A 13,273-nucleotide genomic window follows, 5' to 3' on the forward strand; every position below is an offset into this window, starting at 1 on the left:
GCTGCACAAAATGGCGTTTTTTTACGGGTTTGCGATCGGGCAACGCGTGTCCGCACTCGCGGCGTTTCTGCTTTTCGTGCTCGGCATCGTCGGCGGCGTAAGCGTCTACAAGATGACCGAGATCGGGCATGAGCTGGAGGAAGTCGACCGCTTCGAGCTGCCGCTCGCTCTTCTTGTCGAGCAAACGACGATCAGCCAGCTCGAGCAGGCGATGCTCTTCGAAAAGGCGCTGCGTTTCCGTTCGGTCGCCGTCGCGGTCGAGGGCGAAAACTTCGAATCGACTGTCCAGGCGTTCGCGAAATACGCCAAAAAGGCGGAAGCCGAACTGCTGCAAGCGCTCGGCCTGATCGACAAGGCGCTGGCGAGCGGTCCACCCGCCGCAGCCGCAACGCAACTCAAAGAATTCCAGCGCGCGCTCAAGGCGATCGAGGCAAAGCACAAAAGCTACGATTCGACTGTCGGCGAATTGTTTGCCGAGCTGTTGCGCTCCCCCGACGCCGCCGCGAGGCTGAATGCCCGGATCGTCGGCGTCGCGAAGGACCAGCAAGAACTGGTCAGATCGCTCGAAGATCTCGCCGAAAAGTCCGCGGCTTTTGTCTCGCACTCCATGCATCAAGCACTCGAGGACGAAACGATCGCAAAAAACATCGTCGTTGCGGCAAGTCTCGCCGGGTTCTTGCTGGGAACGATGATCGCATTTTGGCTCGGCCGCAGCATCACCGTTCCGCTGAAGAACCTGACCAACGCGATGTCCGGTCTCGCGGACGGCAAGCTCGATACGCCGATCCCCGCGACCAAATTCAAAGACGAAGTCGACTCCATGGCGAAAGCGATGCTGGTGTTCCAAACCAACATGCTGCGTGCTGAAGCGCTCGAGGCGGAACAGACCGCTCTCAAAAACAAACAAGCGCAGCGCGCGAACGAACTCAACCAGCTCGTCGGAATATTCGGCTCCACGATCGGCGCGGTTTTCGCCCAGATTCTCGACGCGTCGAAGAAGATGGCCGGACAGTCGCAGAACATGCGCAGCAGCAGCGGCGACGCCCAAAGCATGGCGACGATGGTCGCCACGGAAGCCGAGGAATCGTCGGTCAACGCGCAAGCTTTGAGCGCCGCTGCCGAACAGATGGTGGCCTCGATCCGGGAGATCTCGCGCCAAGTCAGCAAATCGTCGGAGGTCACGCGGCAGGCGGTCGAATTCGCCCAGAACTCCGAACGCGACGTGAAGGCGCTGCAGCAGACGTCGGCGGAGATCGGGCAGGTCGTTCAGATGATCACCGGCATCGCCGAACAGACGAACATGCTGGCGCTCAACGCGACGATCGAGGCGGCGCGGGCCGGGGAAGCCGGAAAAGGCTTTGCCGTCGTCGCGAGCGAGGTCAAGAATCTCGCCAAACAGACCGCGAGTGCCACGGACGCCGTGTCCAAGAAAGTACAGTCGATCCAAGACGCGTCCGTCCAGTCCGCCGCGTCGATCGCGAATATCGGCAAGATCGTCGGCAGCATCGACGAATACATCACCGTAATTGCCGCCGCGATCGAAGAACAGAATGCGACGACCGAGGAGATCTCCCGCAACGTCTCATTCGTCTCCGGCAGCGCATTGCGGGTCGCGGAGAACGTCCAGAAGATTCAGACGCAGTCGGGGGAGATCAGCGGCAACGCACAGACCGTCAACGCAAGCGCCGACCACATGGCCGGCGAAGCCGAAACGCTGAGTCGCGAGGTGAAAACCTTTCTTACCGCGATGCAGAATACGGGTGTCGACGACGACACGTACGAACCGCGCAAGATTTCCGCCAATGCCACTGCAAAGCTGGAAGTCGGTACGTGGTCGGGACGCGCGTCCGAAGTTACGGCAGCCTTCGTGATCGTGGCGCCGCCGATCAACTGCGCCCTCGGCGAAGGGCTCGAGATTTCGATCGACGGGATCAACGAACGTTTGCGCGGCCGAGTGGCCAAGAACGAAAACGACAGGACGACGATCCAGTTCCCGCTCGACACGGAACATCTCGAAAAAATGCGCGGGCTCGTAAAGAAGATCGCCTGACCGCGAGGTGCGCCGCGTTTGCCGCCGCAGACGTCGGCATCTGCGGCGGTGCGGATCGCGCTTCAATCGTAGCGCAACGCCGTCGCCTTGCCGCGGAACACCCAATAGGCGAAGGCCGAATAGGCGACGATGACCGGCAGCACCACGCATGCGCCGACGAAAATCAGCATTAGGCTTTCGGGAGCCGCCGCCGCCTGCCACACGGTGATGCGGTCGACGACGAGATACGGGTAGAAGGAATAGGCAAAACCGAAAAAGCCGAGCGCAAACAGCCCGACAGCCCCCACGAACGGCACGATGTCGAGGCTGCGGTCGACGCGCGGCATGCGACGCAGGAAGATCCAAAGCGCCAGGAACAGCCCGGCCGTGACGAGCGGGATCGGTGCCAGCAGAATGATCTCGGGGAACGAGAACCATTTGGCGAAGATTCGCGGCGAGGCGATGGGTGTGGCCAGCGACACCGCCACCATGCCGAGGGCCGCAAGCCACAGGCAGGTGCGCGCCATGCCGACCGCGCGATCATGCAAGGCGCCCTCGGTTTTGAGCACGAGCCAAGTGGCGCCGATGAAGGCGTAGCCGGCAGCCAGGCAAATGCCGGTCAGCACGGCAAAAGCGTGCGCGGCAAAGCTCGGCTCGAAGCCGACGATGTAGAAGCCCAGCATGTAGCCTTGCGTGGCAGCGGCGAGCAGCGAGCCCGCCACGAAAATGCGGTCCCAGATTTCGCGCAAGCCCGACTGCGCCTTGACGCGAAACTCGAACGCCACGCCGCGCAAGGTGAGGCCGACGAGCATCAACGCCACGGGCAGATAGAGGGCCGTGAGGATCACGCCGTGTGCCGCCGGAAACGCCACGAGCAGCAAGCCGATGCCAAGGACGAGCCAGGTTTCGTTGGCATCCCAGAACGGGCCGATCGAGCCCACCATCACGTCGCGCTCTTCGCGCGTGGCGTTGCCCATCAAGATGCCCACGCCCAGATCGTAGCCGTCGAGGATCACGTAGGCGAGGATCGACGCCCCCATCAAGATGGCAAAAGCGACGGGCAACCACACATCCGGTTCGAAGCCGAAAAGCGCCATTGCGGTTTCTCCTCTTTTCCGGATTCAGATGCGCGCCGCGGCACTGGCGGCGATGAGTTTGCCCTTGGGCGCGTCTTCGGGCATCGCGGTTGCAGGCTTGCCCGCAAGATAGAACAGCACGCTCACATAGGCCGCGATCAACGCGGCGTAGAGCAGCAGATAGATCGCAAGCGAACTGCCGATCAGTGCGACCGGCACGTCCGACGCCGCGTCGGAAGTCGCGAGCACGCCGGTGACGAGCCAGGGTTGGCGGCCGATCTCGGTCACGTACCAGCCGGCCAGTGTCGCAACCCAACCCGACAACGTCATGGCGGCAAGGCCGCGCGCGGTCCAAACCCCAATACCGCCGCGCCGCCATATCAGCCACGCCGCGAACCAAGCGACCGCAAGCATCAATAGTCCCGTCCCTACCATCACGCGGAACGCGTAGAACACGGGTGCGACCGGCGGATGTTTGCCCTCGAACGCGTCGAGCCCCGGAACCACGCCCGACGGCGAATGTTTGAGAATGAGGCTCGCGCCGTTCGGGATCTCGATCGCAAAATCGTTTCGCTTTTCGGCTTCGTTCGGAATGGCGAACAGCACAAGCGGCACGTTGGGGCCGGTCGTCCAGTTGCCTTCCATGGCCGCGACCTTGGCGGGCTGGTGCTTCAGCGTGTTGAGCCCATGCATGTCGCCCGCCAGGATCTGCAGCGGGATCAAGACGGCAGCGACCGCAACACCGGTGCGCATCGCCGCATCGACGTCCGCCCCGCGGTCGCCACGCAGCCAACGATAAGCCGACAAGCCCGCCACCAGAAACGCACATGTAAGGCCCGAGGCCAGCAGCATATGCACAAGCCGGTACGGCATCGACGGGTTGAACACGATCGCGAACCAGTCGGTCGCGTGCGCAACGCCGTCGCGCATTTCGAAGCCGGCCGGCGTGTGCATCCAGGAATTCAGCACGAGAATCCAGAAAGCCGAGATTGTGGTGCCGAACGCGACGAGGAACGTGGCGAGCGTGTGCACCCAGTCCTTCACGCGCCGGAAGCCGAACAGCATGATGCCGAGGAAGCTCGCCTCAAGGAAGAAGGCGGTCAGCACCTCGTAGGCCAGCAGCGGACCTGCGATGTTGCCGACCGCATTCATGAAGCCGGGCCAGTTGGTGCCGAACTGGAAGCTCATCGTGATGCCCGACACCACGCCGAGCGCGAAGGTGAGGGCAAACACCTTCACGTAGAGGCGGTAGGCATCCATCCAGCGTTCCTGGCGCGTGGCGTTGTAGCGCAGCTTGAAAAACAGCAGGAACCAGCCGAGGGCGATCGTGATCGTCGGGAACAGAATATGGAACGAAATGTTGGCCGCGAACTGGATGCGCGCCAGCAGCACGGGATCGGCACCTTCGAAAGGCGTCGGAAACATCGGGTCGTCTCCAATCAGGGGGATTTGGCCGCAGCCTTGCGGCCCGGCAATGCAAACAGCCGGTCTTTGACGTCGAGCGCTTTGACGATCGTCGCACCGAGGCTCAAGAGTTGGATCAAGCGCTCGGTCTCAAGCCGCTCGACGTCGTCGTACCATTTGGTCAGCAGTTCCATGGGGGCCAGCATGTCGCGCATGCGCGCTTGGGCGTGCGCTTCGGCATCGCTCTGAGGGCTCTGCAGCAGCAGATCGCGCAGCACGGACAGGGTCGGATCGACCTCGCGCTTTTTGCGCTCCTGGACGAGCGTGCGCAGGATCGCCCACACGTCTTCGGGCGTGGAGAAAAACTCGCGGCGGTCGCTCGGCACATGGCGCAGCCGCACGAGATTCCAGGATTGCAACTCCTTGAGGCCGATCGACACGTTCGAGCGCGAAATGCCGAGCCGGTCGACGAGATCGTCGGCGCAGAGCGGCTCGGCCGACACGAACAGAACGGCGTAGATCTGACCCACGGTGCGCGCAATTCCCCAGCGCGAACCCATTTCGCCGAAATGCAGCACGAAGGACTGGACGATAGGGGGCAGATTCATGGCGCTTCCAAATTTTCAGAAATTATTGAAAACACGAAAATACCACCTCTGTCAAACCAAAACAAATCTGTAGAATCTCGAAGATGACGCATGTATTTTGCGGCCATGGACGATATCGACAGAAAAATCATAGCGCATCTTCAGCAAAACGCGCGCGATTCCTATGCCGGGACCGCGGCAGCGGTCGGCCTGTCGGTGTCGGCCGTCAACGAGCGGCTCAAAAAGCTCGAGGCGGGCGGCATCATCACCGGCTGGTCGATCACGACGGATCCGGAAAAACTCGGGCGGCCGACCTTGGCATTTGTTTCGGTCGCCCTCGAGGGCACCAAACACGATGCGGGCTTCGTCGCTACGATGGCAGCCCTGCCCGACGTGCTCGAATGCCATCACGTGACGGGCGCGTGGTCGTATCTGCTCAAGATCCGTGTCGCCACGAATTCCGCACTCGAGCGCGTGATCGTCGAGCGCATCAAACGCGTTCCAGGCGTGGCGCGCACGGAAACGGTGATTGCCCTCTCCTCGGCCAAGGATACGCATGTCGTGGCGTGCGGACCATGACCGGCATCGATGTCGATTTTTTGACGAAGGGCCTGATCTTGGGCGTGTCGATCGCGGCACCCATCGGGCCCATCGGCATTCTGTGCATCAGGCGCACGCTGTCGCACGGCGTGCTGGCCGGCATTGCGGGCGGGCTCGGCACGGCCTTGGCCGACGGGCTCTACGCCGCCATCGCCGCTTTCGGCTTTGCCGCCTTGCTCGGCGATCTTCTGGCCGACAATCTGTGGTTCCGTCTCGGCGGTGCCGCCTTTCTGCTATGGCTCGGTTGGAAGGGCTGGAACGCCGAGCCTGCTGCGCGCGCCGCCTCGGTCGATGCGCGCACGCTTGCGGGCACATTTGCGGCGACGTTCCTCCTCACCGTCGCGAACCCCGCCACGATCGTCACGTTCCTCGGCCTGTTCCTCGCACTCGGGCTGGCCGATGCGGGCGATTCGAGCGCCGCTGGAATGTCGCTGGTCGCGGGCGTGGTGCTGGGCTCGTTCGGCTGGTGGATCGTGCTGTCGGGCACCATCGCTTCCTTGCGCGACCGGATCGGTCCAAACGCGTTCCGCTTCATCAACCGATCGGCGTCGCTGCTGCTGGTCGGGTTCGCGCTCTGGATGCTCGCCGACGCATTCGGTTGAAGCGTTTAGGCAGCGTAATCGAGTGCTGCGCGATCGAGCGCCAAAGCACGGCCCGGACGTGCCCCTGTCGGCGCGCCATCCCGCCACACGCATGAGCCGTTAACGAACACGCGCTCGATGCCGCTCGCGGTGCGTTTGGGTTCGGCGAAACTCGCCTGGTCGAGGATCGCCGCCGCATCGAATACGGCGATGTCGGCGAAGGCCCCCGCCCGCAGCACGCCGCGATCTTTGAGGCCAAAGCGTTTGGCGGGCAGGCTCGTCATCTTGCGCACCGCCTCTTCGAGCGGGAACAGCTTGAGATCGCGCGCATAGTGGCCGAGCACGCGCGGGAACGTGCCCCACAGGCGCGGATGCGGATGCGTATCGTGCGGCAGCCCGTCCGAACCGATCATCGACTCAGGCCAGGCGAGCACGCGGCGCACATCGTCTTCGTCCATCGCGAAATAGATCGCCCCTGCCGGCTGCAGCTTGTCGCACATGGCCTCGATGCCGAGCCCGTGCTCGGCCGCAAGCTCGGCGAGGTCCCGCCCCTGGGCCTGCGGCATCGGTTTCGACCAGGCGATCAACGTGCGCGCGGCATCGCCGACGCGCGCCAAGGTCAGCACGGTCGAGGACGCGATGTAGGGATACATGTCGAGTGCGAGGCGCTGTTCGCGGCGCGCTTCGTCGAGGCGCGGCAGCGTGTTTTTGGTTTTGCCGTGATAAGGACGGCCTGCCGCTTTGTGGTGCGAGAGTACGACCGGCAAATCCGCGGCACGGCCGATCGTCAAAGCCTCCTCGACCGAGTCTTCGAGGAACGCGCCTTCGTCGCGCAGATGCGTGGCGTAGATGCCCCCTGCTGCTGCCGCCACGCGCACGATCTCGATAATCTCGCGGGTGGAGGCCATGCGCGCCGGCGCATACGCCAAGCCCGTCGACAGGCCGAGCGCGCCGTCTGCCATTGCACCCTCGAGCAGATTCGCCATCGCCGCAATCTCGGCCGCATCCGCCGTTCGGTCGAGGGACGCCATTGTCTGCACGCGCAGCGCCGAATGGCCCACAAGCCCGATCGCATTAACGGCCGAAGGGGCCGTATCGAAAGCGCGCCGCCAGTCGGCAAAGCGCTTGAAGCGATAGGCGCTCTGCCCGCCCAGCAGATTGAGCGGCGGCGGCGGCGGGCCTTTGAGATCGACCGGTGCGAGCGACACGCCGCAATTGCCGGCCACGACGCTCGTCACACCCTGGCTCGTCTTCATCGGCATGTCGGGATAGTCGAGCAACGCCGCATCGTCGTGCGTGTGCGCATCGACGAAGCCGGGGGCAACGATGCGGCCCGTGCAGTCGATGCGCGATCCGGCGTGTGCTGCACCCAGATCGCCGATGGCCGCAATGCGGCCGCCCGCGATGGCAATGTCGGTGCGGCGTGCGGCCGCGCCCGTGCCGTCGATGAGGTTGCCGCCGTGGAGGATCGTGTCGTAGTTCATCGCACCAAACTATCGGAGGCGAAGGCCGTTGGAAAGCGGCAGCGAATGTCGTTTAATCGCCGACGTCTGCCCCCAAAACCAGGAGATCGATCCGGTGGAAATCAAGGCGCCTTACCTGCTCTTTCTCGGCGAAGCGGCCGATGCGCTCGCGGCCAAAACCTCGATCGGCGTGGCGCAATGGCGGCTGGAGAAATGTTTGGGCCAAGTGCGCCTGCCCGGCTGCAAGGCCGATGCAGGCGTGCCCGACATGGATGTGCGCGAGGCCGCACGCAAAGGCGCCAAGACCATGATCGTGGGCGTGGTCAATCGCGGCGGCATCATCTCGCCCGCCTGGAGCAAGGTGCTGCTCGAAGCACTTGCCGCCGGGATTGATCTTGCAAGCGGCCTCCATAATCGCCTGTCGGACGTGCCCGAGATCGCGGCAGCCGCCAAGAAACACGGCCGCCAGCTTTTCGACGTGCGCCATCCCGACCGCGAATTCCCGATCGCGACAGGCCTGAAGCGCAGCGGCAAGCGCGTGCTCACCGTCGGTACGGACTGTTCGATCGGCAAAATGTACACATCGCTGGCCCTTGAAAAAGCGCTGAAGGCGCTGGGGCTCAAAGCCACGTTCCGCGCCACCGGCCAGACCGGCATCTTGATTGCCGGTTCCGGCTGGTCGATCGACGCGATCGTGTCGGACTTCGTGGCGGGGGCCGTGGAAACCCTGTCGCCCGCAGGGCCTGCCGATCATTGGGATGTGATCGAAGGCCAGGGCTCGCTGTTCCATCCGAGCTATGCGGGCGTGACGCTCGCACTGATCCACGGGGCGCAGGCCGACGCGCTCGTGATGTGCCACGAGCCGGGCCGCCCGCACATGCGCGGCCTGCCGCACTACAAGCTGCCGCGCATCGAGGACTGCATTGCGGTCAACGTTGCACATGCGCGCCTCACGAACCCGAAGGCCAAATGCATCGGCGTGAGCCTGAATACGTCGAAAATGACGGCAAAGGCCGCCGAGCGCGCACTCAAATCGCTCGCCGACCGGCTCGGCCTGCCGGTCGAAGATCCGAGCCGAACGGGTGTGGCAAAACTCGCCAAGAAGCTGGCGCGGATCTGATGCGCCGCACGCTCGAGGTCGCGCGCGAAGTCTGGCCGATCCGCGGCACGTTCCGCATCTCGCGCGGCAGCCGCACCGAAGCCGTGGTGCTTTCCGTGCGTATCGCAGCGGCAGGCCATGCCGGGCGCGGCGAATGCGTGCCCTATGCGCGCTACGGCGAAACGATCGAAAGTTCAATGGCGGCGATCGAAGCCATGCGCAATCTCGTCGAAAGCGGGGCCGACCGTGACGCCTTGGGCCAGGCGATGCCGGCAGGGGCTGCACGCAACGCGCTCGACTGCGCGCTTTGGGATCTCGAAGCCAAACAAGCGGGCAAGCGCGTGTGGCAGCTTGCAGGCCTGCCCGATCCGGGTGCCGTTGTCACCGCGTTCACGCTATCGGTCGACACGCCGGAGAAGATGGGCGAAGCCGCAGCTTCTGCTGCCGCACGCCCACTTTTGAAAATCAAACTCACCGGCGAAGGCGATCTCGAGCGTGTAGCGGCCGTGCGCAAAGCGGCCCCCGCCTCGCGCCTGGTCGTCGATGCCAACGAAGCATGGGACATCGCGGCCTATACGAAATTCGCCCCGGCCCTTGCGGCACTCGGCGTCGATCTGATCGAACAGCCGCTGCATGCCGAGCGCGACGGCGATCTTGCCAAGGTCGCCCACCCTGTCCCCGTCTGCGCCGACGAAGCGTGCCACGACGTGGCCTCGCTCGCCCATCTCAAGGGCAAGTACGAAGCGGTCAATCTCAAGCTCGACAAGACGGGCGGCCTCACCGAAGCCTTGAAACTGCGCGCGGCCGCGCGCACCGCCGGCTTCAAGATCATGGTCGGCTGCATGGTCGGCACGTCTTTGTCGATGGCGCCCGCCCATCTCGTGGCGCAAGGAGCCGAATGGGTCGATATCGACGGCCCGCTGCTGCTCGCAAAAGACCGCGCACCCGGTCTCGTCTATCACGGCAGCTCGGTCGAACCGCCCGACGCGGCGCTTTGGGGCTAAAGCGGCGCGCCGAAACGCGCGATCTTCGCACCCGCCACATCCACGCGCAGGCGCAGGAGCGTCCCGTTCTGCGTGGGTCCGCTGCGATTGCTCGTAAGCGAGGTCACGTAGAGCGTCTTGCCGTCGGGCCCGCCGAAACACGGCATCGTCGGCGCTTCGACGGGCAATTGCAGAATGCGGTCGATGCGCCCGTCGGGGGCAATGCGGTTCAAGCGCCCGGCCGACACGCCCGCACTCCAATAGAAACCTTCGGCGTCGCACGCCGCCCCATCGGGCCTGCCGTCGGCCTCTTCAAGCATGCGGATCGTCTTCTGGCCCGACATCGCGCCGGTGCGCGCGTCGAAATCGTAGGTCTGCACGAAACGCTGGCGGCTGTCGGAATGGAACATGCGCTTGCCGTCCGGGCTCCAGGCAAGTCCGTTCGAAACGATCAGCCCGTCGCGCATGCGCGTGGACACGCCCTTTGCATCGACGCGGTAGAGAGCGGCCACGGGCTGCTTCTCGGGCCGGTCGTCCATGCTGCCGACCCAGAACGCACCGTCCGGGCCGACCTTGCCGTCATTGAGGCGATTGCCCGGCTGATCGGGCTCGGGATGCACGAGGAATTCGAGCTTTTGCGTCGCGAAATCGAACAGATGCACGCCCGAGCGCAGGGCCACCACCGCACGCCCATCGGCGCACAGGCCGAAACTGCCGATCGCACTCGGCATGTCGTAGCGCTGCAGCTTGCGGCCCGCCGGATCGTAGCGATAGAGGCACGGGGCCAGGATATCGAGGAACAGCAAGGTACCGCTCGCATCGTCCCAGCACGGGCCTTCGCCGACTTTGAGCGGCGTATCAATCAGGATTTCGACGTCCGGCGTTTCGATCTGCATTCTTGTTTCCCCCTATACCTTCATAGTCTTAACAATACTAAAGACCGAAGTGAATTTATCTATCTGGCTCGCTTCCACCCCGCGCGCGAAAATCATATTCACATTTCGAATAGGCACAGAACAACCATGGCAGCGCGCAAAATCAAGTTCGACTGGGTGGCGGCAACCGCCAACGATCTCAAAGGCGGCGAAGCGGTGTTCCGCCGCGCCGACGGCAGCTGGACCCGCGCGGTCGCAGAGGCCGAACTTGTCCCCGGCGGCGAGGCGGGAGCAGCCCTGCTCGCGCGTGCGCAGGCCGACCATGCCGCCAACCGCGTCGTTGAACCCGTGCTGATCGCGATCGATCCGGCCACGCGTCGGCCGCTGTCCTTGCGCGAGCGCATCCGCGCCGACGGCCCGACGGTCTAATTCCATGTACCGTTACGACCAATTCGACCGCTCGTTCGTGGCGGCCCGCGTCGCCGAGTTTCGCGACCAGGTCGCCCGTCGCCTGTCGGGCGAGCTCACCGAAGACCAGTTCAAGCCGCTGCGGCTAATGAACGGCGTCTATCTGCAGCTCCACGCCTACATGCTGCGCATCGCGATTCCGTACGGCGTGCTGTCGAGCCGGCAGCTGCGCAAGCTTGCGCATATCGGGCGCGTCTACGACCGCAGCAGCGGCCATTTCACCACGCGCCAGAATCTGCAGTTCAACTGGGTGCGGCTGGCCGACATCCCGGACATCCTGTCCGAACTCGCCGAAGTCGAGATGCATGCGATCCAGACGTCGGGCAACTGCATTCGCAACGTCACGGCAGACCATTTTGCCGGTGCCGCCGCCGACGAAACGGTCGATCCGCGCCCCTATGCGGAACTGCTGCGCCAATGGTCGAGCCTGCATCCCGAGTTCACATTCCTGCCGCGCAAATTCAAGCTTGCGGTCACGGGTGCGGCCGTCGATCGCGCTGCGATCCAAGTCCACGATATCGGCCTTGAAGTGAAGCGCAATGAGCGCGGCGAAATTGGTTTTGCCGTCTATGTCGGCGGCGGCCAGGGTCGTACGCCGATGATCGCCAAGAAGCTGCGCGATTTTCTGCCCGAACGCGATCTGCTCGCCTATTGCGAGGCAATCTTGCGCGTCTACAATCTCGAGGGCCGCCGCGACAACAAGTACAAAGCGCGCATCAAAATCCTGGTGCACGAAAAAGGCCTCGAGGAAATCGCCGCATCCGTCGAAGCCGAGTTCGCCGCACAGCCCGTCGCAACAGCGGCTTTGGGCGAGGCCGAAATCGCGCGTATCGCCGCCTATTTCGCACCGCCCAGATTCGCTGCCCTGCCCGCACGCTCGACCGCCCTTGAGGCCGCCCAAGCGACGGACGAAGCCCTGCGCCGCTTCGTTTCGCGCAACGTCTCGGCCCATAAAGCACCCGGCTACGGTGTGGTCACCGTATCGCTCAAACCCATCGGCGGCATTCCGGGCGATGCAACCTCGGACCAGATGGATGCGCTTGCCGACATCGCCGAGCGCTGGAGCTTCGACGAGCTGCGCGTAAGCCATGCGCAGAACATCGTGCTGCCGCATGTGCGCCTCGACGATCTGCCGCAGGTGCATGCGGCCCTTGCCGCCGCCGGACTCGCCACGCCGAACGACGGGCTTGTGACCGACATCATCGCCTGCCCCGGCCTCGATTTTTGCGCACTTGCCAATGCGCGCTCGATCCCGGTGGCACAGGAAATCTCGCAGCGTTTCGCCGATCTCGACCGGCAGAACGCGATCGGCGAACTCAAGCTCAAGATTTCGGGCTGCATCAATGCCTGCGGCCATCATCACGTCGGCCATATCGGCATCTTGGGCGTCGATCGGCAGGGCGAAGAGTTCTACCAGATCACGCTCGGCGGGGCCGAAGGGGCGGACTGCGCCATCGGCGAACTCGTCGGTCCCGGCTTTGCTGCCGACAAAATCACCGACGCCGTCGAAACTTTGGTCGAAACCTATCTCAAATTGCGGCGCGATCCGGGCGAGCGCTTTCTCGACGCCTATCGCCGCGTGGGGCTCGGCCCCTTCCAGGAGGCGCTTTATGCCGACGTTTGAAACCGAACTCTATCGCGGCGGCCGTTTTGTCGCCGACGATGCCGTGTACGTCGCCGACGGCGAACCTCTGCCCGCCAACGCGTTCGCGATCGTTTCGAAGAAGCGCTATCTCGCCGAACGTGCCGCCCTCGATGCGCGGGCGGGCCGCTTGGGCCTCGTGCTCGAAACCGCCGACACGCTGGACGGGCTTGACAGCACGCTCGATCGTTTTGCGACGATCGTGCTGCGTTTTGCGCGTTATGCCGACGGCAGGCCCTATTCGCTGGCGCATCGTTTGCGCCATCGCCTGGGCTATCGCGGCGAGTTGCGCGCGGCGGGCGACGTGCTGCAGGACCAGATCGTGTTCATGCTGCGCGGCGGATTCGATGCGCTGGAAATCTCGCATGCGGGCACAAGGGCCGCACTGCGCGCCAATCGCATTGTGGTGGTGCCGACGCGCGGGAACGCCCCCGCAGCGCAGATACTGGAAGCTGCCGAATAGGGT

The 13,273-nt window shown here is 64.1% G+C and carries 13 protein-coding genes; 8 read left to right on the forward strand and 5 right to left on the reverse strand.

The features are described 5' to 3' along the window. Window positions 1-10 precede the first annotated feature (10 nt). Window positions 11-2,050: a HAMP domain-containing methyl-accepting chemotaxis protein gene (locus O9320_16750; GenBank protein ID MCZ8312496.1), complete on the forward strand. Its 2,040-nt coding sequence runs from the start codon at window positions 11-13 to the stop codon at window positions 2,048-2,050. Between the two features lie 62 nt (window positions 2,051-2,112). Here O9320_16750 and O9320_16755 read toward each other — a convergent pair whose 3' ends face one another. Genes O9320_16755 through O9320_16765 form a run of 3 tightly spaced genes read right to left on the reverse strand, consistent with a single transcriptional unit; the run spans window position 2,113 to window position 5,117 of the window. Next, the gene (locus O9320_16755) at window positions 2,113-3,126 is read right to left on the reverse strand and encodes a cytochrome d ubiquinol oxidase subunit II (protein MCZ8312497.1); all 1,014 of its coding nucleotides are present in this window, start codon (window positions 3,124-3,126) and stop codon (window positions 2,113-2,115) included. 24 nt (window positions 3,127-3,150) lie between these two features. Then, window positions 3,151-4,530, reverse strand: a complete 1,380-nt coding sequence (locus O9320_16760) for a cytochrome ubiquinol oxidase subunit I (protein ID MCZ8312498.1) — start codon at window positions 4,528-4,530, stop codon at window positions 3,151-3,153. A gap of 14 nt (window positions 4,531-4,544) precedes the next feature. Further along, window positions 4,545-5,117, reverse strand: a complete 573-nt coding sequence (locus tag O9320_16765) for a GbsR/MarR family transcriptional regulator (protein MCZ8312499.1) — start codon at window positions 5,115-5,117, stop codon at window positions 4,545-4,547. 90 nt (window positions 5,118-5,207) lie between these two features. Here O9320_16765 and O9320_16770 point away from each other — a divergent pair, with 90 nt between their 5' ends. Together O9320_16770 and O9320_16775 are read left to right on the forward strand one after the other, a co-directional pair. After that, a complete protein-coding gene (locus tag O9320_16770) occupies window positions 5,208-5,675 on the forward strand; it encodes an Lrp/AsnC family transcriptional regulator (GenBank protein MCZ8312500.1) in 468 nt (155 codons plus the stop codon). Further along, the gene (locus tag O9320_16775; GenBank protein ID MCZ8312501.1) at window positions 5,672-6,298 is read left to right on the forward strand and encodes a LysE family transporter; all 627 of its coding nucleotides are present in this window, start codon (window positions 5,672-5,674) and stop codon (window positions 6,296-6,298) included. Before O9320_16770 ends, O9320_16775 begins: the two co-directional genes overlap by 4 nt. Window positions 6,299-6,303: 5 nt before the next feature. Here O9320_16775 and O9320_16780 read toward each other — a convergent pair whose 3' ends face one another. Continuing rightward, entirely contained in the window at window positions 6,304-7,761 is a 1,458-nt protein-coding gene (locus O9320_16780; GenBank protein MCZ8312502.1) for a D-aminoacylase, read from the reverse strand. 94 nt (window positions 7,762-7,855) lie between these two features. Here O9320_16780 and O9320_16785 point away from each other — a divergent pair, with 94 nt between their 5' ends. Beyond that, window positions 7,856-8,860: a DUF1611 domain-containing protein gene (locus O9320_16785; protein MCZ8312503.1), complete on the forward strand. Its 1,005-nt coding sequence runs from the start codon at window positions 7,856-7,858 to the stop codon at window positions 8,858-8,860. After that, window positions 8,860-9,843 (forward strand): dipeptide epimerase, encoded by a 984-nt coding sequence (locus O9320_16790; protein MCZ8312504.1) that lies wholly within the window; start codon window positions 8,860-8,862, stop codon window positions 9,841-9,843. Before O9320_16785 ends, O9320_16790 begins: the two co-directional genes overlap by 1 nt. Here the strand turns inward: O9320_16790 and O9320_16795 are convergent. After that, window positions 9,840-10,718, reverse strand: a complete 879-nt coding sequence (locus O9320_16795; GenBank protein MCZ8312505.1) for an SMP-30/gluconolactonase/LRE family protein — start codon at window positions 10,716-10,718, stop codon at window positions 9,840-9,842. The genes O9320_16790 and O9320_16795 overlap by 4 nt on opposite strands. 126 nt (window positions 10,719-10,844) lie before the next feature. Here O9320_16795 and O9320_16800 point away from each other — a divergent pair, with 126 nt between their 5' ends. The 3 genes from O9320_16800 to O9320_16810 are packed head-to-tail and all read left to right on the forward strand — an operon-like array spanning window position 10,845 to window position 13,270. Further along, complete coding sequence (locus O9320_16800) at window positions 10,845-11,126, forward strand: DUF2849 domain-containing protein (protein ID MCZ8312506.1); 282 nt, start codon at window positions 10,845-10,847, stop codon at window positions 11,124-11,126. A 4-nt stretch (window positions 11,127-11,130) separates the two neighbouring features. After that, entirely contained in the window at window positions 11,131-12,789 is a 1,659-nt protein-coding gene (locus tag O9320_16805) for a nitrite/sulfite reductase (protein ID MCZ8312507.1), read from the forward strand. Continuing rightward, window positions 12,776-13,270 (forward strand): DUF934 domain-containing protein, encoded by a 495-nt coding sequence (locus tag O9320_16810; protein ID MCZ8312508.1) that lies wholly within the window; start codon window positions 12,776-12,778, stop codon window positions 13,268-13,270. The genes O9320_16805 and O9320_16810 overlap by 14 nt, the downstream gene beginning before the upstream one ends. Window positions 13,271-13,273: the final 3 nt, after the last annotated feature.

The sequence above is a fragment of the Magnetospirillum sp. genome (assembly GCA_027532905.1).
Classification (GTDB): domain Bacteria; phylum Pseudomonadota; class Alphaproteobacteria; order CACIAM-22H2; family CACIAM-22H2; genus Tagaea.